The organism is Pontixanthobacter aestiaquae, assembly GCF_009827455.1.
Lineage (GTDB): Bacteria > Pseudomonadota > Alphaproteobacteria > Sphingomonadales > Sphingomonadaceae > Pontixanthobacter > Pontixanthobacter aestiaquae.
The window spans coordinates 879353-905176 of record NZ_WTYZ01000001.1 but is presented as its reverse complement, the minus strand read 5'-3'; the positions used below and the strand labels follow the sequence as shown (position 1 = coordinate 905176).

General features: G+C 57.7%; 20 protein-coding genes and 1 riboswitch. Of the genes, 2 read left to right on the top strand and 18 right to left on the bottom strand.

Translation table 11 applies throughout. The features are described 5' to 3' along the window. Positions 1 to 4: 4 nt before the first annotated feature. The 13 genes from GRI35_RS04270 to GRI35_RS04210 all read right to left on the bottom strand — a co-directional run bounded on the left by GRI35_RS04270 (position 5) and on the right by GRI35_RS04210 (position 17615). On the bottom strand, positions 5 to 1993 hold the full coding sequence (locus GRI35_RS04270) for a heme-binding protein (protein ID WP_160613025.1): 1989 nt from the start codon (positions 1991 to 1993) through the stop codon (positions 5 to 7). Further along, the gene (locus GRI35_RS04265; RefSeq protein WP_290258943.1) at positions 1993 to 3297 is read right to left on the bottom strand and encodes a multiheme c-type cytochrome; all 1305 of its coding nucleotides are present in this window, start codon (positions 3295 to 3297) and stop codon (positions 1993 to 1995) included. Before GRI35_RS04265 ends, GRI35_RS04270 begins: the two co-directional genes overlap by 1 nt. Positions 3298 to 3456: 159 nt before the next feature. Continuing rightward, on the bottom strand, positions 3457 to 4173 hold the full coding sequence (locus GRI35_RS04260) for a hypothetical protein (RefSeq protein ID WP_160613023.1): 717 nt from the start codon (positions 4171 to 4173) through the stop codon (positions 3457 to 3459). After that, positions 4160 to 6238 (bottom strand): adenylate/guanylate cyclase domain-containing protein, encoded by a 2079-nt coding sequence (locus GRI35_RS04255; protein WP_160613022.1) that lies wholly within the window; start codon positions 6236 to 6238, stop codon positions 4160 to 4162. The genes GRI35_RS04260 and GRI35_RS04255 overlap by 14 nt, the downstream gene beginning before the upstream one ends. A 57-nt stretch (positions 6239 to 6295) precedes the next feature. After that, entirely contained in the window at positions 6296 to 7864 is a 1569-nt protein-coding gene (gene gcvPB / locus GRI35_RS04250) for an aminomethyl-transferring glycine dehydrogenase subunit GcvPB (protein WP_160613021.1), read from the bottom strand. A 118-nt stretch (positions 7865 to 7982) separates the two neighbouring features. Beyond that, positions 7983 to 9344, bottom strand: coding sequence for an aminomethyl-transferring glycine dehydrogenase subunit GcvPA (gene gcvPA, locus GRI35_RS04245; protein ID WP_160613020.1), 1362 nt, complete (start codon positions 9342 to 9344; stop codon positions 7983 to 7985). A gap of 160 nt (positions 9345 to 9504) precedes the next feature. After that, complete coding sequence (gene gcvH / locus GRI35_RS04240; protein WP_160613019.1) at positions 9505 to 9876, bottom strand: glycine cleavage system protein GcvH; 372 nt, start codon at positions 9874 to 9876, stop codon at positions 9505 to 9507. A 4-nt stretch (positions 9877 to 9880) separates the two neighbouring features. Further along, positions 9881 to 11044 carry a glycine cleavage system aminomethyltransferase GcvT gene (gcvT, locus tag GRI35_RS04235; RefSeq protein ID WP_160613018.1) on the bottom strand — a complete coding sequence of 388 codons (1164 nt, stop codon included), beginning with the start codon at positions 11042 to 11044 and terminating at the stop codon, positions 9881 to 9883. Positions 11045 to 11202: 158 nt separating this feature from the next. Beyond that, a riboswitch (glycine riboswitch) is annotated at positions 11203 to 11299 on the bottom strand. Between the two features lie 54 nt (positions 11300 to 11353). After that, positions 11354 to 13996 carry a methionine synthase gene (metH, locus tag GRI35_RS04230; protein WP_160613017.1) on the bottom strand — a complete coding sequence of 881 codons (2643 nt, stop codon included), beginning with the start codon at positions 13994 to 13996 and terminating at the stop codon, positions 11354 to 11356. Then, positions 13993 to 14658, bottom strand: coding sequence for a hypothetical protein (locus GRI35_RS04225; RefSeq protein ID WP_160613016.1), 666 nt, complete (start codon positions 14656 to 14658; stop codon positions 13993 to 13995). Before GRI35_RS04225 ends, metH begins: the two co-directional genes overlap by 4 nt. A 1-nt stretch (position 14659) precedes the next feature. Next, positions 14660 to 15706 carry a homocysteine S-methyltransferase family protein gene (locus GRI35_RS04220; RefSeq protein WP_160613015.1) on the bottom strand — a complete coding sequence of 349 codons (1047 nt, stop codon included), beginning with the start codon at positions 15704 to 15706 and terminating at the stop codon, positions 14660 to 14662. Beyond that, positions 15703 to 16632, bottom strand: coding sequence for a methylenetetrahydrofolate reductase [NAD(P)H] (metF, locus tag GRI35_RS04215; protein ID WP_160613014.1), 930 nt, complete (start codon positions 16630 to 16632; stop codon positions 15703 to 15705). The genes GRI35_RS04220 and metF overlap by 4 nt, the downstream gene beginning before the upstream one ends. Continuing rightward, positions 16629 to 17615 carry an ArsR/SmtB family transcription factor gene (locus GRI35_RS04210; protein ID WP_160613013.1) on the bottom strand — a complete coding sequence of 329 codons (987 nt, stop codon included), beginning with the start codon at positions 17613 to 17615 and terminating at the stop codon, positions 16629 to 16631. Before GRI35_RS04210 ends, metF begins: the two co-directional genes overlap by 4 nt. A 112-nt stretch (positions 17616 to 17727) precedes the next feature. On the opposite strand from GRI35_RS04210, the gene GRI35_RS04205 reads away from it, so the two are divergent. Then, positions 17728 to 18753 carry an aldo/keto reductase gene (locus GRI35_RS04205; protein WP_160613012.1) on the top strand — a complete coding sequence of 342 codons (1026 nt, stop codon included), beginning with the start codon at positions 17728 to 17730 and terminating at the stop codon, positions 18751 to 18753. Here the strand turns inward: GRI35_RS04205 and GRI35_RS04200 are convergent. The 5 genes from GRI35_RS04200 to GRI35_RS04180 form a co-directional block, all read right to left on the bottom strand. Then, on the bottom strand, positions 18750 to 19775 hold the full coding sequence (locus GRI35_RS04200; RefSeq protein WP_160613011.1) for a LacI family DNA-binding transcriptional regulator: 1026 nt from the start codon (positions 19773 to 19775) through the stop codon (positions 18750 to 18752). The two genes, GRI35_RS04205 and GRI35_RS04200, sit on opposite strands and share 4 nt — an antisense overlap. Before the next feature lie 89 nt (positions 19776 to 19864). Beyond that, complete coding sequence (locus GRI35_RS04195) at positions 19865 to 21115, bottom strand: glutamate-5-semialdehyde dehydrogenase (RefSeq protein ID WP_160613010.1); 1251 nt, start codon at positions 21113 to 21115, stop codon at positions 19865 to 19867. A 72-nt stretch (positions 21116 to 21187) separates the two neighbouring features. Further along, a complete protein-coding gene (locus tag GRI35_RS04190; RefSeq protein ID WP_160613009.1) occupies positions 21188 to 22315 on the bottom strand; it encodes a glycosyltransferase in 1128 nt (375 codons plus the stop codon). After that, the gene (locus GRI35_RS04185; protein ID WP_290258944.1) at positions 22305 to 23099 is read right to left on the bottom strand and encodes a nucleotidyltransferase family protein; all 795 of its coding nucleotides are present in this window, start codon (positions 23097 to 23099) and stop codon (positions 22305 to 22307) included. Before GRI35_RS04185 ends, GRI35_RS04190 begins: the two co-directional genes overlap by 11 nt. Then, positions 23092 to 24258 (bottom strand): hypothetical protein, encoded by a 1167-nt coding sequence (locus GRI35_RS04180; RefSeq protein ID WP_160613008.1) that lies wholly within the window; start codon positions 24256 to 24258, stop codon positions 23092 to 23094. Before GRI35_RS04180 ends, GRI35_RS04185 begins: the two co-directional genes overlap by 8 nt. Before the next feature lie 159 nt (positions 24259 to 24417). On the opposite strand from GRI35_RS04180, the gene GRI35_RS04175 reads away from it, so the two are divergent. Further along, positions 24418 to 25803, top strand: coding sequence for a lipopolysaccharide biosynthesis protein (locus tag GRI35_RS04175; RefSeq protein WP_160613007.1), 1386 nt, complete (start codon positions 24418 to 24420; stop codon positions 25801 to 25803). The last annotated feature ends 21 nt before the right edge of the window (positions 25804 to 25824 follow it).

Below are 25824 nucleotides of genomic sequence, written 5' to 3'. Positions count from 1 at the left end.
TCACTTACAACCCCTCGCACACATTCTGCGCGGGATCGTCAAGGAAGGGCGCGAAGGGGCAATTGACGTAACGCAGGCGGACCGATCCACCATTGATGTTCACCACGATCCGGTCTGCGCGGATTGCGGCAGGCGCATTGCTGATCCCGCCGATGCGCTGGCCTGCATTGTGCAGCCCTAGGAAGCTGACCATGTCATCCTGATCAATCCCATCACCCGAAACGCCGATCCCGCCGACCAGTTGATTACCGCGATACACGGGGACCGAGCCGGGAAATATCTGGATCCCATTGGCGATCCGCTTCCGTCCGCCTGGCCCATTCGGCACAAAGGTACACTCGTTTGCTGTGTCGGGATTTGCACCCTGCACAAAGCCGAGATGCTGCACGATGTTCACCGCGATCAGATCGCTCTGCAGTCCCACAGCAAAGGGGCTGAATGTGTTTGGGTTTTCTACCGAGAGCGGCCCCGGTGTCGGGCCAACTTCACCATCGGGGAAGTAAGGCCGCGACAGATTCCCGCCCGAGCGATCGGCAAAGGCGAATGTTCCCGTCAAAGCGTTTGCGTCATTCAGGAAATTGCGCACGCGCGGCACGTAGGCCGACACATCGAAGCCTGCCAAAACTGGCGTACCCAGCAATTGCTGAGCGGCAACGGCATTGGAGAAGAACGCAGCCGTGCGCGCTTTTTGCAAGCTGACGTCGGTGCCGAAAATCGGGCCATCGGGCGAACGGACAATACCGAGCACTTGCCCATGCGTATCGACCAGACTGACCGTCGCCTGCATCCGGCTGTCGAGGGGTCGGCGAATTTGCGCGCGGGAGCGGGAAAGGACGGCGAACGCCTCTTCCAAGATCGCGCGCGATTCAGCGGCGCTGAGCGGCTGGGCCACACTTGCCGCATCCGTACCGGCACGGATCGGGAAGCGCCCTGCCCCCGCGCCATTGGTCAGGACATAGGCATCCTGATTGGTGAATTCAGCAGCTGTGCTTGGACGAATGCCTGAGGCTTCGGTGCCGTAGGCTACCCCCTGCTGGATGACGCCATTGCTATAACCTGTGACTGCGACGATGCCGCCAGCCGGGCCATTCACCGCCCCAAAGCTGGTTTGCAGGGGCGACAGATCGCTGACAGTCATGTCGGTGAAGCGCAGACTGGTGCCGTCGACAGTAATCCGGTCCGCCGCGATCTCTACTGGCGGGGCAAAGCCTTGAATGCCTGCTAAAGCAATCGCTTCCTCATCATCAACATCACGGTCGAGAATATTGGTGTCGAAGCCGTAATCGCCGTCACCCGCAATCCCGATACCGCCAACAACAACACCATTCTTATAAATCGGGAATCCGCCCGGATCAGCCGCAAGACCCAGCGGGGATCGTTTGGGTCCGATAAATGCGCCCGCACCGCCGCCGGTGAAGCGCGCATTGAGATCAGAGCACGGCAATTGGCTGAACTGCACGCCGAACAAAGGCCCGCTTTCCAGCCCAACCGTAGTCGGTGCTGGCGGAAAATGTTCCTGTACAATCTGGCTGGCTGTTCGAGTGGAGAAGGCATTGCCGCCACTCGAGAGATAGGCACCCGTAATCGCTTTTGCGATGGCTGCAGTCGTCGACGGGACATCCGCGCCCTGCAGGCCGATGGGCATGGTCGTTGTGCCGCCAATGGTCTCGCTGCTCAGTGTCGTCACCGCGGGCGCGCCGGTCATGGCGAACACGCCCAGCACATTGCCCACCCGGTCGGTTACCGCGATAGTCGACGGAAGCCCACGCGCCTGCGCTTCACCAATGGCCTGCGCCATGATCTGCTGGACTTCACCGACGCTAAGAAACTCTGCTGCGGGATCAGCGAACAATCGGCCCTGCGCTGGTGGTGTGGGTGATGGCGCTGGTGTACCGCCCGTTGGCGGTGCGTTCTGGCCGCTATCGCCGCCACCACATGCCGCCAGTGCGAGTGCGCCAGCCAAACACCAATAGGTGCCGATCTTACGCGCCATTATCGCAATGCTCCTATCGCGCGCGTCGCTTGACCGAAGGCCTCGCGGAATTGGGTTGGGCTGTATGTGCCGGGGCTGCGCACGGCGCTATAAGCGCGGTTGATATTGGCGCGAATGCCCGCTGCTGCGCCGGTCGTGATCCGCCCGTCGCGAACCATGGCGTTAAGCAGTGTATCGACCGCCATCACCGCCTGCGCCGATCCGGCATAGTCAGTGAAACGCGGGCTTGTTGTGCGGTCCGAAATTGCCTGTACGACCGTAAAGGCGTCATTGCCTGAATAGCCGCGCCCAGCGAGACTATTCGACAAAGCCGCCGCTTCTCCGCGAAGCGTTTGCGCAGCCTGCACTGCGGCTCCGCGCCCTTGTCCCATTGCGCGGTGGAAGTCCTTGCTCGCTTTATCGAACGCAGCGGCGCGGCCCGGTGCTAGCGCCCGCGATACAGCTGACAGCATGATGATATTCTCATCATTATAGGGTGCCATACCGAAGGGGATCGGGCGGCCCGGATTGGTCTCGAATGTCAGCTTGCGCTGCGGGCCATCGGTGATCGCGCGGTGACAGGAATGGCAATCGTAAAAATAATATTCGGGGAACACGCCCTGCGTGCCGTACTCTTCACGCGCAAACAGATCGGTAGAACGGCGAACAGCTTCGGCTTGACCGACAGCCCATAGGCGGACGCTATCGGCCTTGCCCTTGCGGTTCACATAATCGGCGTCCTCGTCATGGTGCTGTTGCAGCGCCGAAAACAGATCAAGTTCGAACACAACGCGCGGGTGACCCGCGGCCATCATTGTATGTGTGACAAACTGGTTTCCATCCGCGCTGCCGAAGTGGCAATCGAGGCAAACCCGGGCGCGTGTTTGCGGTCGCTCCAGCGGAGTGAGGCCGGCAGCGACATTCGATTGATGTGTCGCGGGTGCGGCATAGTGAACCGCAAGCCAACTGGACGATGCGCCGTGGCACGTTTCGCAGCCAACACCATCGGAAACCTGAAAACGCGCGCCCTGCTTCGATTTTGGGACATAAGTCGCATGACAGCCGAGGCATTGCGGCGCAGAAGTCGCGGGGCCGATACCCATGCTTGCGGCGATTTGGCGACCACGCGGAGACGCGAGCGCAGCATAGGCACGGCTATGCGCTCCGGTAGAAGAAGAGGGTTCTTGCCAGCTCGCGATTTCATCCTGGCGAACAACTTCGCCATTGCCTTCGGCGCGGCCATGGCAAGTCGAGCCTGCGCAAGTTGCCACGCCTTCATATTGGCCATTGCCGGGGGTTTGTGCGTCGGTAGGGGAACTGCCCACGGAGAGGAATGCCGTAGCGGCCAATAATGGCACGCCGGCTATCGCAATCAATTTTCCCCGGATTCGTATCACGAACCACCTCCCCTAAGACGGCACCCTACGACTTGGTCCCTTTGCTGCAAGCGGGAATTTCTCATCCCGCTTGCCCGCACACCCTGATCACATCAAAGCAGTCGCCAGAAGATCAACTTGAGTGGTGCAGCCCTTACCCAACAAGGCCACCGTAAGATCGTCCAAATCCTCAGGCACTTCATCCATTTGGGTAAATGTAATCGTCGAAGGGGATCCGCCCGGACCGGTGATCGAATAGGTCGCACCCTGTGTCAGCGGCAGCCTCTTGCTATCCCATGCGGTGACCATTTCTTCTTCAAGAAATGTCACATGAACATGTTCGGCCGACTCAGCGCTCGCAATGACATAGGTTGATGCCTGATCTCGCCCAGGACGCCACATTTGCACGGCGGACATATCCGCCACGCACATGGTGCCGGACTTGGAGACATCGACCCACCAAAGGTTCGGACTGGTCAGCGATGCCGGGGGTGGATCACCACGCGTTGCCCCGGTGCGCACTTGTCCAGCCGCACGGCGGCGCGTCAAAGCTGCGATGGCCGTACGGTTGCTCTTGCCGCGCTCGGCAACACGGTGCGTGCCTGCGCCGCTGATCACGCGCGTGCCGCCATTTGCGAGAATGGTGACGGAGTCGCCGGTTTTGAGCGTGATCCGCCCGCTATCGCTCAGCTTCATCCCGACCGGATATTTGCCGGCAGATGGGCCACTGGATTTGATGACGACGCCCGCTTGCACGGCAATCGGCGCTACCAGAGCAGCGCATCCCAGCGCGGCGGCAATCATTAGCGGTCTAACCGAGAACATAGGCTCCCTCCTCGTTCAAATTCTTCATCCGGTGTAGCAGGTTTTCCAGCGCAGTGTCATCTGGATGGCTCCGGATGAGGCCTTTTACCACGCTGACCGCCTTGGTCTTGTGAGTTTCCGACAGTGTGACGGCTTCGTACATTTTTGCCCGATCTGCTGCAGGAAAGTCCGGTGCAGGCTCCAATATATCGACCGGTTGCGCCCGCCCTCGCAGCACCACACGGCCCATTGGCCGCCACCAATCGAGGCCCGAACGTTCCGCAAATTCGCGGCTTGCCATAACGCTGGAACCGAGCGCTTTGTTTGCCGCCTCAAGCCGCGCGGCAGTGTTCATACTGTCACCCAACGCAGTATATTGGATTCGCGTATCGCCGCCGAAATTGCCGACAACCGCCTCTCCATAGTGCAGGCCAACGCGGGTCTTGCCGATTTTGGGCAGAGCTGGGTCCATGGCTGCGACTTCGTGACGAAACGCCTCACCTGCCTGCCAGATCGCATAACCCGCCTTCGCCGCGCGCTCTGCATCGTCGGGCTTGGCAATTGGCGCACCCCAGAAGGCCACCACCGCATCGCCAACAAATTTATCGATTACCCCGCCATGGTCGAGCACCACCTGGCTCAGCATTTCGAGATAGCGATTGAGCAGTTTCGCGACCATTTCGGGCGAGACGGCGTGGCTCATCTTGGTGAAACCCTCCAGATCGCTGAAAAGGACATAAATTTCCTTCTTCTCGCCATGCAGCGCTAGAAGCTCGGGGTTTTCGATGATCTCCGCGGCCATTTCTCGCGGAAGATATTTGCCTAGCGCCCCTTGCGCGAAATTACGCTGCACCGCGCCTGCGGCCCGAGCGGCCGTGGTCACTGCCATGAACGCTATTGCCCAACCGGCGAGCCAGCCAACCGCAGGAAGGCCGTAAGTGTCAGCGCCCTGGAAATGCATCACAAAAGGCGCGCCCAACATCACAACGAATTGCAAGCCGAGCAACACATAGATTTGCCAGCTGCCCCATTCGAGTAAGCCGGTCAGCACCGCCATCGCAATGACCAGAATGGCCAGCATCCACAGGGTAACGGACAACGGCTTGGACAGACTGGCGCCATCAAGCATCTGCGCCAACATTTCGGCATGCACCTGAAGGCCGGGAGGATCGAAGCCTGTCCCGTCTGACAGGCTGGTTGGCACGCGGTCAAAATCCACCAGATCGCCGCCAATCAGAATATATTTACCTTCGAACAGAGGCCGATATTCTTCGATCACTGCGGGAATGGCAAAAACCTCTTCATCCGCAAGCGAATCGATCGGAATTATCGGGAAAAGCGTTTCGGCAACAGCCTCCTGACCGCTTTCGATGGTGTCGTTCTGACCATCGCGCGACGAGAGGCGGTAACGGATCGCTCCGGCATATGCCGGTAGTGATTTGTCCGCCTCGCCTGCTCCAACCAGCATCGATCGGGTCAGCGTTGGCGGCAAACGCTCATCGGGCTGTGGCCACCGGCGGGTAACATCGAATGCATTATCAAGCTGTATGCTTGCGGGAACCGCATTGCTGCCCTCCAACTGGGCGAGAAACTCTTCGAGATAGAGCTGCTGCTCATATTTGATGTCGCCTTCATTCGCTTCTTGCAGCACATAAGCGACCGAGACCGGCGTCTGCATATTACGCAGCGTTTCGACCAACTCGTCATCTTCATCTTGCGGTTGATCGAACAGAATATCGATACCGATGGATTTGACGCCAAGCTTGTCGAGATTGCGCAATGCTGCGGCCAGCATCCCCCGATCGAGCGGTGAGCGTTTGCGCGCTTTGATCAGCGTCTGCTCGTCATAAACGACCATGATGATACGCGGATCCTGCTCGACCGCTTGCATGCTGGCGGTTTGGTAGGCGCGGAAATCATAAAGGCCGGTCTCGGCCTGGTTGACGATCGGTACTGACCAGCCAAACCTAGCGACGATCAGCGCAAGCACCACCAGCAGCATGGTCAGGCCCAGCCGCCTTGTGCCGGCCTCGCGCACATTGCGCCAGCCGCGCTGGATGAAACTTACTGAACGCGCAGACGCCATCACGCCCTCCCCTCCATTCAGGAGAGACGCTCAGGCACGGGCGGTCAAGTGGTTCGTCTAATCAGGATCGATAAAGCTGAGCAGTGGTTTGCGCGCTGCCATCGTCTCATCGAGCCTGCTGCGCGGTGCATAATGCGGCGCGGTCGCTAGCGTTTGGTCGCCAGCCTTTGCCCGCTCGACCACACTGCGGAAAGCAGTGATAAACTGATCTATTGTCGCCTTGCTCTCGGTCTCGGTCGGTTCGACCAGCATCGCGCCGTGCACCACCAGCGGGAAGTACATCGTCATCGGGTGATAGCCTTCGTCGATCAGACCCTTTGCAAGATCCATGGTCGACAGCCCGTCGGCGAAGTCCTTATCGCCAAACAGAGCCTCATGCATGCACGGTCCACTGTCTGCATAGGGTGCGTAGAGTACATCCTCCATGGAGCGCAGGATGTAGTTGGCATTGAGCACCGCATCTTCGGCGACTTGCTTGAGCCCGTCCGCCCCGTGGCTAAGCATGTAAGTCAGCGCACGGGTGAACATGCCCATCTGGCCATGGAATGCCGTCATCCGGCCAAACGCCTGCGTATGCCCGTAATCGGCAGCCCCCTCTTCCTCGACCAGATGGATATAGCCATCGTCGGTGCGCGCGGTGAACGGCAGCGGGCCATAAGGGCTAAGCGCTTCGGACAGCACGACCGGACCGCTGCCCGGACCTCCGCCGCCATGCGGGGTGGAGAACGTCTTATGCAAATTGATATGCATCGCATCAACGCCAAGATCGCCCGGACGAACCCGCCCGACAATCGCATTGAAGTTTGCACCATCGCAATAGACGAAACCGCCAGCCTCATGCACCGCATCCGAAATCGCGCGCATATCCGGCTCGAACAATCCGCAGGTGTTGGGATTGGTGATCATCACTGCGGCAACGTCGGGGCCGAGGCGCGCTTTCAGCGCATCCAGATCAACCCGGCCCGCTTCGTTCGCAGGGATGTTCTCGACCTTATAGCCCGCAAACGCTGCAGTCGCAGGATTGGTGCCATGCGCGCTTTCGGGCACGAGCACGACTTCGCGGGCATCGCCGCGTGCTTCCAAAGCGGCACGAATACATAGAATACCGCATAGCTCGCCATGCGCGCCAGCTTTGGGGCTCATCGCGACACCGTGCATGCCGGTCAGCTTGATAAGCCATTCCGCAAGCTCGTTAATCACTCCCAGCGCGCCCTGAACCGTATCGGTCGGGGCCAGCGGATGGACATCAGCAAAGCCCGGCATCCGCGCGACTTTCTCGTTCAGCCGCGGATTGTGCTTCATGGTGCAGGAACCAAGCGGGAAGAACCCCAGATCAATCCCGTAATTCTGGCGGCTGAGGCGGGTATAATGCCGCACCGCTTCGGGCTCTGCGAGGCCGGGCAGACCGATATCCGCATCGCGCGCCATGCCGCCTAGGCGGCTAGCGGCTGACGGATCAACTTGGGGTAGATCGACGCCGGTTGTCTGGTTGTCCGCGATTTCGAAGATCAGCGGTTCTTCCAGCATCAGCGCTTTGTTGCCGGTGGTCGTGGCCGGTCCGCCGAATGCGCCATCTGTGCCAGCAGGTGTGGTCGGCTTCCAGCCGCTCTTGTTAGGCGCGTTCATTGGCCACACTCCGCTTGGGCTGAGCTTGTCGAAGCCCTGCACTTTTCTTGTAGATATACGTTCAAAGAAGAAGGACAGCCCTTCGACAGGCTCAGGCCGAACGGATTAAGAGAATTTCTCACGAGAGTTTCTCCTTTAGAGCGGAGCAGAGGGTTTCGATATCTTCCTCGGTCGTCGTCTCAGTCACGGCAACCAGCAACCCACCGGAAAATGCGTCGACATCGGGATAGAGCCGGCCAAGCGATACGCCCGCCAGAATCTTATCTTCAGCCAAGTCGCGCACAACCTGCCGTGCGTCCGCATCAAACATTATCGTAAACTCGTTGAAGAAACTGTCATTAAGCACCGTCACACCGGGAACCGCCGCGAGCTTGTCCGCTGCGATGCAGGCAAGGCGGTGGTTCTCTGCCGCCAATTGGCGCAACCCTTTCTCGCCCAGCAGCGTCATGTGAACACTGAATGCCAGCGCGCAGAGCCCGCTATTGGTGCAGATGTTGGAAGTCGCTTTTTCGCGGCGGATATGTTGCTCGCGCGTCGAGAGTGTCAGCACAAAGCCGCGCTTGCCATCGGCATCCACGGTCTCACCGCATAACCGACCCGGCATCTGGCGAACGTGCTTTTTATCGCGCACCGCAAACAGACCAAGATAGGGCCCGCCAAATTGTAGGCCGACGCCAATCGACTGGCCCTCGCCAACGACAATATCTGCGCCCAGCTCGCCAGGCGATTTGATCGCGCCCAAAGCCACCGGCTCTGTGTTGACCGCAATCAGCAAGGCACCCTTGGCATGGGCAGCCTCCGCGATTTCTTCGAGGTCCGGCAGGCGGCCCAGAATATCGGGATATTGCACGACCACGCAGGAGGTATTGTCATCAATCCGCGCGATCAGGCCTTCATTATCGGGTTGAGCGCCGATCGCTGGCTGAGCGCCCGCAATCTCGTCATCAGTAAATTTGGCCATCGTGCGAACGACTTCGGCGTAATGCGGATGCAATGCGCCGGAGAGAACCACGCGTTTCCGTTTGGTCACGCGGTGCGCCATCGCAACCGCTTCCCAGCACGCGGTCGAGCCATCATACATCGATGCATTGGCTACCGCGCAGCCATAGAGGCGTGCCACCTGGCTCTGGAACTCGAACAGCATTTGCAGCGTGCCCTGCGCGATTTCGGGCTGATACGGCGTATAAGCCGTCAAAAATTCGCCGCGCTGGATGATGTGATCGACCGAAGCCGGAACATGATGGCGATATGCGCCCGCACCGAGGAAAAATGCCGCATCCGCTGCGGCCAAATTCTGCTTCGACAGGCCGCGCATATGCTTTTCGACCGCCATCTCGCCTGCATGCATCGGCAGATCGCGGATCGGCCCATCCAGCCGCGCCACTTCGGGTACATCGACAAACAGATCATCGACCGAGGCAGCGCCGATAGTGTCGAGCATCGCCGAACGATCTGTATCAGTTAGAGGTAGGTAACGCATATCAACTCCTAGACCCCCTCTTCTTTAGAGGAGGGGCAGTGAGACTTGGCGTTGCGCAGCAAAGCCTAGTCGCAGCGGGGTGGTCCGTGGCACGCGCGACCTGTCGGTCGCCACCACCCCCCAATCCCCCTCCTCTAAAGAAGAGAGGGAGCATTTAAAATCAAAGCCCCGCGACAAACGCCTCGTAAGCCTTCGCATCCATCAGGCCCTCAAGTTCGTCCTTGTCGCCGATGGTCATTTTGAAGAACCAGCCGTCTTCCTCGGGTGAGGTATTGACGAGCGCAGGGTCTTCTTCGAGCGCCGCATTGCCTTCGACCACTTCGCCGCTGATCGGCGCATAAACATCACTTGCTGCTTTGACCGATTCCACCACAGCCGCATCGCCGCCCTTATCGACCATCGATCCCACTTCGGGGGTTTCGACGAAGACGATGTCGCCCAATTGCTCTTGCGCGTAATCGGTGATGCCGACTGTCGCGGTATCGCCTTCCACGTCGATCCATTCATGTTCATCGGTGAAGTAACGGGCCATCGGTTCAGTCTCCTCGGTAGTAATTATTGGGCACGAAGGGCATTGGGGTAACGGTTGCATCAAGCCGCTTGTTCCGCACTTCGATCTGCAAAGCCGCATCTTTTTTGGCGTAGTCCGACGCGACGTAAGCCATTGCAATCGGATAGCCGAGCGTCGGCGAGAAACCGCCACTGGTCACACGACCAATTTCCTTATCTCCGGCGAACACTAGAGCGCCTTCGCGCGCAGGCATCCGGCCCTCGACTTTCAGGCCAACGCGCTTGGTCGGTGATCCTTCGGCCAGCATTTTCGCGCAGGTTACATGGCCCATCCATCCGCCGGTTTCGCGGCGGCTTTTGGCGAGGCCGAACAATAGGCGCGCAGACACAGGATCGGTCTCCGTGTCCAGATCATGCCCGTAAAGCGGCAGCCCCGCTTCCAAACGCAGCGAATCCCGCGCGCCCAGGCCGATGGGTTCGACCTCGGGTTCATTGCAAAGCAGCGTAGCGATTTTCTCCGCATCTTTAGCGGGCAGCGAAATTTCAAACCCGTCCTCACCTGTATAGCCCGAGCGGCTCACGCTCATCTCGACACCATCAATTTCGAAATGGCCGAAGGTCATGAACACAAGCGAGGACAGCGGATATTCGCCCGTCACATGCCGGTCCAGCGCCGCGAAAGCCTTTGGTCCCTGCAATGCCAGCAAAGCGCGGTCTTCGAGATGGTTGAGCGTTACATCGTCGGGCAAATGCTCGCGCAGATGGGCGATATCTTCCCATTTGGTTGCGCCATTCACCACCAGATAGAGAGCGTTCGGCCAGCGGGAGACCATCAGATCATCAAGTACGCCGCCTTCTTCATTAAGCAGCAGCGAGTAACGCTGCATCCCCACTTCCAGCGTGGAAAGATCAATCGGCAGCAATGCTTCCAGTGCAGCGTCAGCACCTTCGCCCGAAATCAGCAGCTGGCCCATATGGCTGACATCGAACAGACCCGCATGGGTGCGCGTCCAAGTGTGTTCGCCGACAATGCCGCCGCCATGCTTCAGATGATCGCCCGTATATTGGATCGGCATTTGATAGCCGGCAAATTCGACCATCCGGCCGCCCATTTTGCGGTGCCAATCGTCGAGCGGAAGCACTTGCTCCTCCGGCATGTCGTCTGGATGGATATCAGTTTCGTCGCTCATTACAGTCCCCGGCAAAGTGCAGACGCGCCCGAAGGCCCGTCAATTCTGCACCCCCTCTGTCGGGACTACCTGAGAGTTTTAACGCGCCGCCCATTACTGGGTCTTGCGCGCTTACCCCTTCGGTGGCTCCATTCGCATGAAGCGCTTTCCAGAGTGTCTGCCAACGCGCGGTCCGTTATACCTGAGAGTTTCCGGGGCGGTTGCTCCTTCGGTGCCGCAACTCCTGCAAGCTGCGATCTCTCCCGCGCATCGGCCAAAGAATCACTTCCTTGGCGACGGATATTTCACTGCGCGAATACCGCGCTTCGGTCAATCAAGATTGGGCCTCAGCCAGCGTTCGGCGGTGGATAGATCGACCCCGCGGCGCTGTGCGTAGTCTTCCAACTGGTCGCGGCCAATGCGTGCAACGCCAAAATACTGGCTTTCCGGATGCCCGAAATAGAAGCCGCTGACCGCTGCGGTGGGGAACATCGCGAAGCTCTCGGTCAGTTCCAGTCCGACATTCTTCTCCGCTTCAAGCAGCTCGAACAGAATCGGCTTGAGGCTGTGATCGGGACAGGCAGGATAGCCCGGCGCCGGTCGAATACCGCGATATTGTTCCTTGATCAGAGCCGGGTTGGTCAGTTGCTCGCCGGGCGCATAGCCCCACAGATCGGTCCGGGTATGCTGGTGCAGACGCTCGGCAAAAGCCTCCGCGAAGCGGTCCGCCAGCGCTTTCAGCAAGATATCCGAGTAGTCATCCTTATCCGCCTGGAACCGCGCGCTGTGCGGCTCAATGCCGTGAATGCCGACCGCGAATCCGCCGATCCAGTCGCCGGCCGGATCGATAAAGTCGGCGAGGCACATATTGGCGCGGTCGCGGCTTTTCTTCACTTGCTGGCGAAGAAACGGAAGCACGACATGCTCTTCGCGATTCACCCGGTGGATGGTCACATCGTCGCCATCACGCGCACAGGGCCAGAAACCGCACACGCCACGCGCAGTCAGCCATTTCTCGCTGACAATGCGATCGAGCATCGCTTGGGCATCTTCAAACAGAGGCCGCGCGGCTTCGCCCACGACATCATCCTGCAGAATCGCCGGATAATTGCCATGTAATTCCCATGCGCGGAAAAATGGCGTCCAGTCGATATACTCGCGCAGATCGGCCAAATCCCAATCCTCGAACACATGAACGCCAGGCTTGTCAGGCGGGGCGGCTTTGTCGCTGAGGTAAGCATCGTAATAATTGGCGCGCGCTTCATCCAATGTCAGCAGCGCGCTTTGCGCCCGGCCCGCACGGACATCGCGGACATGGATATAATCATCAGCCGTCTCGGTTACGAACTCGTCGCGCAAAGTGTCGGATAGTAGCTTACTCGCCACACCCACCGCACGGCTTGCATCGAGCACATGGATCACCGGCCCGTCATAGGCTTCATCGATCTTCAGCGCAGTGTGAACCTTGCTGGTCGTCGCGCCGCCAATCAGCAGCGGCATCGTCATACCTGCACGCTGCATCTCCTCGGCAACCGTAACCATTTCATCGAGCGACGGCGTGATCAGACCCGATAGGCCGATCATATCGGCTTTCTCTTCCTTGGCCACCTCAAGGATTTTGGTCCACGGCACCATCACACCCAAATCGACCACATCATAGCCGTTACACTGCAGAACCACGCCGACGATATTCTTGCCGATATCGTGCACATCGCCTTTCACGGTGGCCATGATAATCTTGCCCTTGGACTTGCGGTCTTCCGGCGCGAGCAGGTCTTTCTCTGCTTCGATATAGGGAATCAGATGCGCGACAGCCTTCTTCATCACGCGCGCAGATTTCACCACTTGGGGCAGGAACATTTTGCCGCTGCCGAACAGATCGCCGACGACGTTCATGCCGTCCATCAGCGGGCCTTCGATGACTTCGATCGGCCGCCCGCCGCGCGCTTCGGTGGCGGCGCGCATTTCTTCGGTATCGGACACGATATCCGCGTCGATGCCTTTGACCAGCGCATGCTCGAGCCGTTTCTCGACCGCCCAGCCGCGCCATTCCTCGGCTTCTTTTTCGGCTTTGGCGTCTGTGCCTTTGTAGCTTTCAGCCAGGTTGATCAGCCGCTCGGTCGCGCTTTCATCGCCCTCAACCGGACGCATCAGAATTACATCTTCGCAGGCATCGCGCAAAGTGGGATCAATCTGGTCATAGACGTCGAGCTGCCCCGCATTGACGATCGCCATATCGAGGCCCGCCGGGATCGCATGATAGAGAAACACCGAATGCATCGCACGGCGCACAGTCTCGTTACCGCGGAAGCTGAAGCTCAGATTGGATAGTCCGCCCGATGTCTTGGCATGCGGGCAGTTGGCCTTAATCTCGCGAACCGCCTCGATGAAATCGAGACCGTAACGATCATGCTCCTCAATACCCGTCGCCACCGCAAAAATATTGGGATCGAAGATGATATCTTCCGGCGGGAAGCCAATCCCCACAAGCAATTCATAGGCGCGCGAACAAATTTCAATTTTGCGCTCTTTGGTATCCGCTTGGCCTGTTTCGTCAAACGCCATCACGACCACAGCAGCACCGTAATCCATGCATTTGCGCGCTTGCTCGAGGAACTGTTCCTCGCCCTCTTTCATCGAGATCGAATTGACGATGGGCTTGCCCGAAACGCATTTCAGACCCGCTTCGATCACGTCCCATTTGGAAGAGTCGATCATCAGCGGAACGCGCGCAATATCGGGTTCGGCAGCGATCAGTTTCAAGAAGGTCGTCATGGCGTGGACCGCGTCGAGCAGTCCCTCATCCATATTGACGTCAATCACTTGCGCGCCGTTCTCCACCTGCTGACGAGCAACCTCGACAGCGGTGTCGTAATCATCCGCCATGATGAGCTTTTTAAACCGGGCAGAGCCGGTCACATTGGTACGCTCGCCGATGTTGACGAAATTGGCTGTTTGGGGTTGATTGGTCATCGAGCCAAGTCACTACCTGCTTCTGAGTCCCGTAAAATCGCACCAGAGCCAGAACTGAGATCGCTGCCAACCTCATCTCGACTATCTTCCAATGCGCCGCTCTGAGGCAAACCCGCGTTCTTCGGATCCATCCAGTCAAACTCCTGTCGGTAAACAAACTTGCCGCCGTAAATGTCCTTGTACTCCAAACTGAACAGCATCTCAGAAATGTCTTTCAAAGCCTTTTCTGAGAACTCTTTGTACTTTCTGGCGTACTCTGAGTCGCCCTCACGCTTTTCCTCAAACAACGACAGGAGAGTGATCGATTTTAGAGGTGGAATCGTACGACCGCGCAGGCGTTGAGCATATCGATCCCAAAGAACTGGTTCTTGTTGCTGATCTAGTAACGAAACTAGATCAGGGCCGGTTTTGTCCTGCTTCGCCCACCTTATCGAAACCTTGTCAATTATCAGTGGTCCAACACCTTCATTAGCTATTTCGATCTTGAAACCGCCAGAGAAATTTCCCAACCGGAGGTATGCAATGGGCTGGAAGCTTTTGCGATTATGCTCTCGCTGCTGAGACAATAGCTTGCGAGATGTACGAAAAGACCAAACCGCCACGAACAGCGCACCGACAGCTGTCAAAACTTGTACAAGTTCGATGAAATTGTCTGAAGTCATATCACGCGGCAATCGTAAAAGGTTCAAGCCCGGCCAAGCGCATCTGCGTGTCGCGGACTGGCACTTTGCGCGGGGTCAGATCTTCGACGGCATCAGCAATCGCAGCGATATGATCGGGGCTGGAACCGCAGCATCCGCCAAGAATGTTGACTTGGCCATTCTCTGCCCATTCGCGGACCAGAGAGGCGGTTGTTGCAGGCAGCTCGTCATATTCGCCGAGTTCGTTGGGCAGACCAGCATTCGGGTAAGCCATCAGCAAACAATCCGCGATTTTGCTGAGCATCTGGACATGCGGGCGCAATTGCTCAGCGCCGAAGCTGCAGTTCAACCCGATGGTGACGGGATTGGCGTGGCGCACGGTATACCAGAACGCCTCAACCGTATGGCCCGACAGGTTCCGGCCCGACAAATCGGTCAACGTCATCGACAACATGATCGGCACATCATGGCCAAGCTCACGCTCGAGCTGCTTGACCGCCATGATGCCCGCTTTGGCATTGAGCGTATCGAAGATGGTTTCGATCAGAATGAAGTCGCAGCCGCCCTCGATCAGCGCCGCTGCCTGTTCGTGATACACAGATGTCAAGTAATCGAAGTCGATCTCACGAAAGCCTGGGTCTTCGACATCGGGAGACAGCGACAACGTCTTGTTAGTCGGCCCGATAGCGCCAGCGACAAAGCGCGGGCGGCCGTCCATTTCTTCAAACTCGTCGGCCAGGTTGCGCGCGATTATGCCGCTCTCGACATTGATCTCGCGAACCAGCGCTTCTGCGGCATAATCGGCCTGACTGATAACATTGCCCGAGAACGTGTTGGTCGCGATCACATCCGAACCGGCATCCAAATAAGCGCGCGTTATGTCCTCAATCACATCAGGGCGCGTCAGCGCAAGGATGTCATTATTACCCTTCTGGTCTGCTTTCAGACCCAGGTCGCCCGCATAATCTTCTTCGGATAATTTGCGGTTCTGGATTTGCGTGCCGAACGCGCCATCGGAGATCAGGACGCGCTTGGCCGCTTCGGCCTGAAGCTTCTCTCTCGGTGTCATTGGCCATTATCCTTCGGCCGCATGCCAAGCATATGGCAAATCGCATAGCTTAGCTCGGCTCGGTTGAGCGTGTAGAAATGAAACTGGCGCACACCGCCCGCATAGAGACGGCGGCACAGTTCGGCGGTGATCGTGGCGCTTACCAACTGGCGCGCGGCGGGGCGCTCGTCGAGACCGTCAAACAAGCCTTCCATCCAGGTCGGGATTGCTGTGCCGCATAGGCCCGACATGCGCTGAACCGCGGCAAAACTGACCACCGGCATAATTCCCGGTACGATCTCGCCCTTGATCCCCGCCGCTGCCGCCTGGTCGCGGAATTCAAAGAAGCATTGCGGATCGAAGAAAAACTGGGTGATCGCGCGCGTCGCCCCAGCGTCGAATTTGGCTTTGAGATTGTCGATATCGGCCTGCGCATCCGGGCTGTCGGGGTGCACTTCAGGATAGGCCGCAACCGAAATTTCGAAATCGGCGATTTCTTTGAGACCCGCGATGAGCTCGACCGCATTGGCATAGCCGCCCGGATGCGGCGCGTATGTGCCGCTTCCGTCAGGGGCATCGCCGCGCAAAGCAACGATATGACGAATGCCTTCTTCCCAATAATGCCGAGCAACCTCGTTCACTTCGTCGCGCGTGGCAGCAACGCATGTGAGGTGCGCGGCGGCGGGAATACCCGCTTCATTCTGGATCCGCGCAACCTGCTCATGCGTGCGGGCACGCGTGGAACCACCCGCACCATAGGTAACAGAGGCAAAGCGCGGACCGAGAGGTTTGAGCGTTTCGACACTCTGCCATAATGTTTCGCCCATTTTGTCCGTCTTGGGCGGAAAGAATTCGAACGACACGTCGATATCGCCCGCCAGTCCCTCAAACAGCGGACTATCCAACGCAGTGCGCGCCTCATGCATTTGATTCAATGTGGGGTTCATCGGACTGCCTTTCGTGCATCGCTGGAAGCCGGCATACCCAAACGGGTTCCAAGCCAGATTTTCACAGTCAATTCGCCTTCATCGAGCGCAATCGGTCTGGCGGGCTGATAACCAGCCTCGCGCAGCAAATCGTGGATCGCCTTGTCGGTAAAACCAAGGCGGACATGCGCATGGCGGTCGCGTAATTCTTCGTGATCATGCGCTGCGAAATCGACGATTGCGATCCTGCCGGCGGGGCGTGTAACGCGCGCAGCCTCAGCCAATGCCGCCGCCGGATCTTGCGCGAAATGGAGCACTTGGTGCAGCAGCACAGTATCGAACCGATGCGCCTGGAATGGCAGCGCGATAAAGTCGCCCTGCACCAGTTCAATGCCATCGCTCGGCAGATTTTGTAGCTTGGCCCGCGCGACGCGAAGCATGTCGAGGCTCTTATCAAGCGCAACGATATGATCAGCCTTCGGTGCGAACAATTCGGCCATGCGCCCGCTGCCTGTGCCGATATCGAGCACTTGGCCCAATGGTTCTTCGCCCAACGCTGTCAGCAGGCGCTCCTCAACCAGTTGGTCAGGGCTGTGGAGTTGCCGCAGTTCGTCCCACTGGTCGGCATGACGCGCAAAATAGGATGCAGCATTCTCTTCGCGCGCGCCGCGAATATTCTGAAGCTGCCGCCGGTCATCGGCGCACATCGCGGCAAAGGCTTCATCCTCACGTTCTGCCGTTGCCAGCAAACGTGACACTGCTTCGCCCACCGGATCGCCGCGTTCATTGCCGACGGAGGCGCGCAGGAATACCCAGCTTCCCTCGCGGTGACGCTCGGCAAGACCGGCATCGCACAATATCGCCACATGGCGCGAAACACGCGGCTGACTTTGGCCGAGTACCTGCGCCAGTTCACCGACCGCAAGCTCCATCGCCGACAGCAGCCGCATAATGCGGAGACGCGTCGGATCGGCAAGCGCGCGCATAGTGGTTTCAATCCTCATGCAGGAGGGCATATAAAGATATCGTTATATCTGCAAGTGGATACGAAACTTTCCTACTCTGCAAACCGCCGATAGGATGTGTTTCATCAACCAATCCCCGTGAAAGTGCGTCATGAAATATACCAAATTCGGTAATAGCGGTCTCACCGTCTCACGCTTATGCCTCGGCTGCATGAGCTTCGGCGATGCCGCCGCAGACGGCCATGATTGGGCGATGGATGAAGACGCCTCGCGCCCGATGATCCGGCAAGCGTTGGAAGCAGGCATCAATTTCTTCGATATCGCCAATTCTTACTCAGGCGGAACCTCGGAAGAAATAACGGGGAGGTTGCTGAAGGAAATGTCGCGGCGCGACGAAGTTGTGATCGCGACCAAAGCATTCTTTCCCTGGCGCCGCGCACCCAACACCGGCGGCTTGTCAGCCAAAGCCCTGATGCACGCGGTCGATGACAGTTTGCGGCGGCTCGGCACCGACTATATCGATCTCTATCAGATTCACCGGCTCGATCTGGACACGCCGATGGAGGAAATTCTTGAAACGCTTGATGCGATCGTCCGCTCTGGCAAAGTCCGCTATATCGGTGCGTCTTCGATGTATGCGTGGCAACTGATGAAAATGCTGCATATTTCCGAGCTGAAGGGCCTGAAACGCTTCATCTCGATGCAGAATTACGTCAATTTGCTGTACCGCGAGGAAGAGCGTGAGATGCTGCCGCTGTGTGCCGATCAGGGTGTGGCCGTAATGCCGTGGAGTCCAATGGCGCGCGGTAAGTTGACCCGTCCATGGGATGTTGAGACCAATCGTTCGCAAACAGATTTGGTCGGCAAAGCGCTGTATTCACAGGCAGATGAGAATGACCGTGCGGTAGTGGATGCAGTGGCGGAACTGGCGGAAAAGCGCGGACTACCCATGGCGCAAATCGCGCTCGCATGGGTATTACACAAATCCGAAGTAACGTCACCGATCATCGGCGCGACCAAAGCGAAGCATATCGAAGACGCGGTGGCGGCGCTGGATGTCGATTTATCAAAGGATGAAATAAAAGCGCTCGAGGCTTCTTACGTGCCGCATCCTGTCACCGGCATATTCGGTATGCCGAAGCATGATTTGGAAGTCAGCGTTTGTGGGGAGAATTAACGCCGCTTCACACTGCGCCGGTTCAGCAAGCAAACAGGAACGCGCCGCTCGGTGGCTTCTTCACCGCCCAAGGCAGCGCGCACGAGTAATGCGCCCGCGACATCAATATCCGGCTCGACTGTGGTCAAAGGCGGGTTCGAATATTGCCCCGCCCGAAGCCCGTCGAAACCGATAATCGAGCAATCATCTGGAACCGAAATACCTTCAGCGTTGAATACTTCCAGCACACCCAGCGCAATCGTATCCGTGCTGATAAACACACCGTCGAAAGGCTGTCCCGAAGCGATCAATTGCCGAGCGGCTTTGCGGCCTTGCTCTTCACGATCAAGACTCTCATCGACCGCGAACAATACCGGCTCCAGACCGCGGTCAGTCATCGTTTTGGCATAGCCATCATTGCGTTCGCCAAACTGCTTCTGCGGCGAATCTGCCGAACCGATATGAACTACATTCTGGCACCCGGCATCAAGCAATTCAGTCGTGGCCAAAATGCCGCCTTCATAATTGTCGGAGCGTACCCATTCCAGCTCGTCAAACGGAGAACTCCAATAGGCTACCGACCGTCCGTTACCGCTCAATTCGCGGAAATAGTCCCATGCAGCATGGTTTACACCGGTACCGATGACAATCATCGCGTCGGCTTGACCGCGCTCTTCATATTTGCCGAAAAACCGGCCTTCTTCAGATTGAAACGAAACCAGTGTTTCATAACCCTGCTTCGCCCCAGCGGCGCAAACGCTGCCGAGCAAAGAGAAGTGGAACGGGTTCAAGCCACTGGCCGATTCATCGGGTCGGCCTATTACGACCACGGCCAATGTACCCGTTTTACCGCGCCGCAAACGCGCGGCACGCTCGTCGACCACATAACCAAGCTCTTCGGCCGCCATCATTACCTTGGCACGCGTCGGTTCAGTAATCGCTGTGGAGCCAGCAAGCGCACGCGACACAGTCGATTGGCTCACGCCGGCAAGCTCGGCGACGTCGAACGACGTAATCCGGTAGCGCGCTTTGCGCTCTGTCATAGGTTCCCTCTCTATTTTTGCGCATACCTATCCCAAGAATGCAGGCGTTGGGCAAGCAGCCCGTGGCAGGATTGAGGGGCCAACTGCAACTAAGGTCGGATTTGGCCGGAACCGTGCACCAGATATTTGAAGCTGGTAAGCTGTTCCAATCCGACAGGGCCACGCGCATGCATCTTGCCGGTGGCGATGCCGATCTCCGCACCCATCCCAAACTCTCCGCCATCGGCAAATTGGGTGGAGGCGTTGTGCATCACAATCGCGCTGTCGATTGCGGTCATGAACCGGCGGGCGGCATTGTCATTCTCGGTGATGATCGCATCGGTGTGACCCGACGAGTGTTCGGCCACGCAAGCAATCGCATCGTCCAAGCCATCAGCCAGTGTAACCGAAGCGATGGCGTCGAGAAATTCGGTGCCGAAATCTTCGTCAGTTGCGCGCTTCAGCCGGTCATCAATTACTACTGCCTCTGCATCACCGCGCAATTCGCAATCGGGCATTGCATCGGCCAGCATCGGCACGAAACGCACGGCGATGCTGCGATCAATCACAATGCTCTCCGTCGCCCCGCACACACCAGTTCGGCGCAGTTTGGCATTACGGATGATCGAGACGGCCTTCTCCAGATCAGCATCCTCATGGACATAGCTGTGACAGTTTCCATCGAGATGCAGCAGTGTGGGAACTTTCGCTTGATCACGCACCAGCTCAACAAGTCCTCGCCCGCCGCGTGGAATTACGAGATCGATAAAATCCACCGCCCGGAGCAATTCGGTGACGGCTTTACGGTGGGTTGTGCCAACTGTCTGGACAGCATCCTCCGGCAAACCCCCAGTCCGCAAGCCAGCTTGCATGCAAGCAACGATCTCACGCGTAGAATGTTGGCTCTCAGATCCGCCGCGCAAGATGATTGCATTGCCCGATTTCAGGCACAAAGCGCTGGCATCCGCACCTACATTGGGGCGGGACTCATAAATCATCCCGATTACGCCAATGGGCACCGCGACACGTTCAATCCTCAACCCGTTGGGTCGGTCGAACTCAGCCAGTTTGGGCCCAACAGGATCAGGCAATTCGGCAATCTGCTCCAGCGCCGCAGCCATGCCCTCAATGCGATCCTTGGTAAGCAACAACCGGTCAATGAAAGATTCCGGCTTTGCGTTTCGAACGCTATCGACATCCTGCCGGTTTGCTTCGAGCAGTATCGGCGTTCCCATCCGCAGGGCATCGGCGGCAGCGGTCAGCGCGTTGTTCTTTGCGTCTGTGCTCGCCGCAGCAAGGTCGCGCGCTGCCGTTTTGGCGCGTTTGCCCAGCGTAGTTATATCGAACCCGGAATCGTCCATGTCTGCTCATTAGCATAGGCCATCGAACAGCGAAGTTCAGAAATGCTTGGCTACACTAAAGCGCGTCCCACCTTAGCCCAAGCCAGCAATCCGCAAATGATCGGTGACCGATGCTTCAACCGAGTATTGTTGTGCAATCGCCCGCATTGCGGAGCGCGTGGCGCTGTTCCGCATCGCACTGGCAATAGCATCTGCCAGTGCTGCATCGTTCTCTACCGGAACCGCAGGGCGCCCGAGTGCTGCGAACATTTCGGTCAATCCGTCCGAGCAATCGGTTGTTACAACATCGCAGCCTGCTGCCATTGCCTCCAGTGGAGCCGCTGGCAAACCCTCCCATCGGGACGAGAGCACCATAATATCGCTCGCGGCATATGCGGATGTCGGATCATCGACGAAGCCAGCAAACTCCAACCGGTCCGCCACACCCAACTGACTAGCGAGAGCTTTCAACTCGGCCTCCAACGAACCATCACCAAGGATGTGCATCTGCCAAGGCAAGTTCTTGATCCGCGCTAGCGCTTTGATCAGATTGGCATGATCCTTCTGATATTCGAGCCTTCCAACACAGAGCAATTTGCACGGCGCGCTTGACCGACGCGTCCGAGCTTCCTTCCCCAGATCGAGCATCGCATTAGTCACATAGGCATTCTTGACCGGACGGAACTTGTTTCCAACTTCCGGCATCAACTGCGCGTAGGCTTTCGCATCGGCCTCGCTCAAAGTCAGACAGATATCACCCCTCGCCACAGTCCGTTTGAAGCGCGCCGTGCGGATTGCAGTGACGAGACCACTCATGCCAGGCCGGGAAATCGGATTGGTGATTTTCTGGATGATTTTGGTATCTCTCGTTCCAGCCATTTTCCGCGCGAGTGCAATTGTCAGATTGCTCTGATTGCCTGCAGAGAAAATGGCAGCAGGTCGATGCTGTTTGATCATCCGCGAGAGCGCCGGAATTTGCTGGAAAAGCTTCACGCCGCGTCCGCCAAACGAAACCGACGGGACCATACGAACGGTCACTACGTCCGAGATCAATGACGCGAGTGGCCCTTCGCTCTCTGTCAACCAGAGCTCGCTGTTAAGACCACGCGCAGCCATGCCATTGGCCAGCAAAATCGCCACCCGGTCCAAGCCACCATTACCCGGCTCGAATAGAAAGTGGACTATAGGTCTCGCGCTCGTCGAAGTGGTCTCACCGTCCATTGGTCAAAATTCCTTCAACCAGCGCCAAATCCTCCGGCTTGTCGACGTCAATCACTGCCTCAGGCTGCGACAGAACCACCGGCTTTGCCACTATCCCCAGTCGCTTACCAGCGTGGTGCAAGGCTTCTGGAAATGCAATTGTTCGCGTCAAAGCCCGCAGCAATAGCAGGGGTCCAAAGCGCGACATAATCGAAAGGCTTTTCTTGCGATCCTGTTCGACGCCGGACCACAGCTCTAAAGCATCAGCCACTTGTGCGTTGCGCAACGCAAACAGGTTTGCGCCCGAATAATGCCCGTCAGAAAACTTCAACCACGTCCGTTTGGTATCGGGATATGCGGATTCAACAATGCGCCGCTCACCAACCCCGATAGCAAGATCAGCTTCGCCGACACCTCCAAGAAACTCTTCGACCATCGCGCTTGTCAGCAATGCATGATCGGCAGTCGTTACCAGCACAGGCCAAGGCGCGGCGTGTGTACCAGCTATCTTGGCGATGCTTGATGCAATTCCCATGCCGCTCGGGGCAAGACTAACTCTCGGATTGTCAGCCAATTGAGCCGTGTCACCGATCAGCAGCTGGTTCGGTTCTTGCGCCAGAATGATGACGCGCGCGACGCCAGCGCTCCCCAGAAGTGTAGAGCAAACACGAGCTAACATTGACTGACCGCATACCGGGATCAGCGCCTTGTACGTCTGGCCGGTCGCCTCAGCCATCGGGTCGACGCCCGGGCGCTGGCCCGCCAGCACAATCGCTGTACAACCGTCAGGCTGCGCTTCACTCACGACCCAGAAACTTCGCTATCGCCATTGCTGCCCGATCAGCGGAACTGCGATCCGGGTCAAGATCAAAGGTCTGGCGCAGTGCCTTTTCCTGCGCCTCACGGTAATTATCCAGCAGCGGAACTGCTTGCTGCAATGCGTCGTCTAGACCGCCGGCATGATCGACCACCGGACCGAACTTCCAGAAGGCATAATTTGGGTTGTCCTTCCAATGGGCCCCGTGAGAATTGAGAAAAATCGCCGGGCGCGGCTGTGCGATAAACTCATACACCTGGCTGCTGACATCGCCGATATAGACATCAGCCATTCGGGTATACGTCATGTCGACGCTATTCAGACTGCCCTGGTCAATATGGATATTATCGAGCCGCTTGAAACGCGCCGGTATCTCCTTTCGCCACCGTAAAACGCGATGTTCGACCGAGGCGAGCAGCTTGCGGCGGAACAGCATCACATGCGGCGCGACCACCAGATTGTACCGCGACTGCTCCGCAAAATGCTCCAGCAGCGGCAATCCGAAATCATACCACGACGACAGCTTCGGATCGAAATGCGGATTGTAGAAAACAATCGGCCGGTCATTACCGAATATCGGCGCGTCTCCAGCTGCGACGCGCGAGTCAAACTTCGGATAGCCCACGACTGCCGAGTCTTCCTCGCGGATCAAGCCGGCTTCGAGCATCCGCTCGCGCGTCTTATTCCCAGGCAGCATGACAAAGTCGAAATGCGCAAACTCGGGCGAGAACCCTACAGAACGATCGCCCGCTCCATGCGGAAACATAATGAGTTTAGTACCAGTCAGGCCAAATTTGGTTTTCAGCATGGTCGATGTCGTTTCTGGCACGACAAGCGCGTCATAGCTGCGAAACAGATCGAGATTTGCCGCGAGAAATCCGATACGTCCGAGCGGAGCAGCACCGCCAATCACTCGCTCAGCCAAGCTATATGCTTTGCTCGGCTTAAGAGCACGTATAGGCGGATTTTCGAGATCAGGATCGAGATGCCGCTTCACGACTGCGGTCTGGGCATCGCTTGAGGATAAAACTTCCACCGCCATATACGGGCATTGCTTGCGCAGCGCAGAGATAATCGGCGCAGTATGCGCTACCTGATGCAGCTCGTCATGGTTGTAGAGGAAGCCCACTTTCAGGTGGTTTGGCATGGGATTTCGCTTGCTGAAGGTAAAGGCTTTTTGGGTTAACTTCTCATATAGCTAGCCTAATGCGTAAAGTCACATGCGGGCAGATATTTGAAAAACCGTGCAAACCACTATAGTCGGGCTATCGAGTGCCCACCATAACCCCCGCGAAAGACCCTCACCATGAGCGCTGACTCCCACCCGATAGCGGGTGAAAAGCGGGACCTGCGCAAGGGGGCATTGCAAATCCTGAGCGGGTTTGGCGTCCGTATGGCAGCGCGCATCCTGCTGATCGTATTCGTCGCGCGAATGTACGGAATCGAGGATTTCGGACGTCTGGGCGAGATTGTCGCGGTCGTCGAGCTGCTCGCAACATTCGCGACATTCGGACTGGCGAAGGTCCTGCTCGGCAGGCTCAGCGAAGAAGGACAAGAGCAGCACGCGGCCACGCGGATCGCCGAGGCCGCTGGGTTGGTAGCCATCCTGTCATTCTCGATGACAGCAATTCTCTGGGTCGCGTGGCCGCTGCTGGCCTCACAATCGATGGCCGGCTCCGAATTTGTATTGTTCGGCATCCCGCTGATCGCACTGTCTGAAATCGCCACCACCGCAACACGCCATTTCCGCACCGCTTTGTGGGACACCTTGGTTAAGGCACTAGTGAAACCATGGAGTTTCCTCATTCTCGCAGTGGCTGCTTACTATTGGCTTGCCGGAACCACATTACCATCGGGCAAAGTGATATCGTCCGAACAGGCTTTGCTTGGCGCTTATATCGGATCTTTGGCTTTGACCGCCTGCGCGGCATTGTTGGCAACCAGCGCCTCCTTCGGTCGCGGTTTCTTCGCAGGGCGGTCACGACCAACGTTTCGCGGGATATTTAACCTCGCCAAACTCAGCTTTCCGATCGCGCTTAACGATACCAGCGTCTACGCCTTTCGCCGGATTGACATCATTATCCTGGCGGTCGTAGCTGGACCAAAAGCGACAGGAATTTATTACCTCGCGCAGCAAATCGCGACCGTTGTCGAAAAAGTCCGCTATCTGTTCGAACCCGTACTCGCACCCATAATCGCCCAGAGCAAATCGCTCGATACCATCGGCGAGCATCTGAGGCGTCTGGGCTGGTTCATTTTCGCTGCACAGACAGCGATCATTGTCTTGTTTGCGATCTTCGGAGAGCCGCTGCTATCATGGTTTGGCACCGGCTTCGCCTTCGGGTTGTTTGTCGTGCTTGCCATATTAGTCGGCGAGTTGCTCGATGGTAGCTTTGGCCTGTGCGAACTGCCGATGGTCTATCGTCACCCGGCGTGGCCGCCGCGAATGGCGCTTGCAGCATTAGCCATCGAGGTTGTGCTCGTGTGGATCTTGGCAACTCAATATGGCGCGCTTGGAGCGGCAATCGGCTTCGCCACGGCAATGTTGGTTCTGGCGGCGATGCGGATAGTCGCAGTGAGATCACTGTACGGTTTCAAAGTGCTTGGCCTACGCCAGCCAGCGCTGGCGATCGCAGCCATCGGCATTGTCCTGCTTGCCAACAGCGCTTTGATGCCAGCAGTTTTCAGATGAAGGAAATGGGGCCGCTTGCGT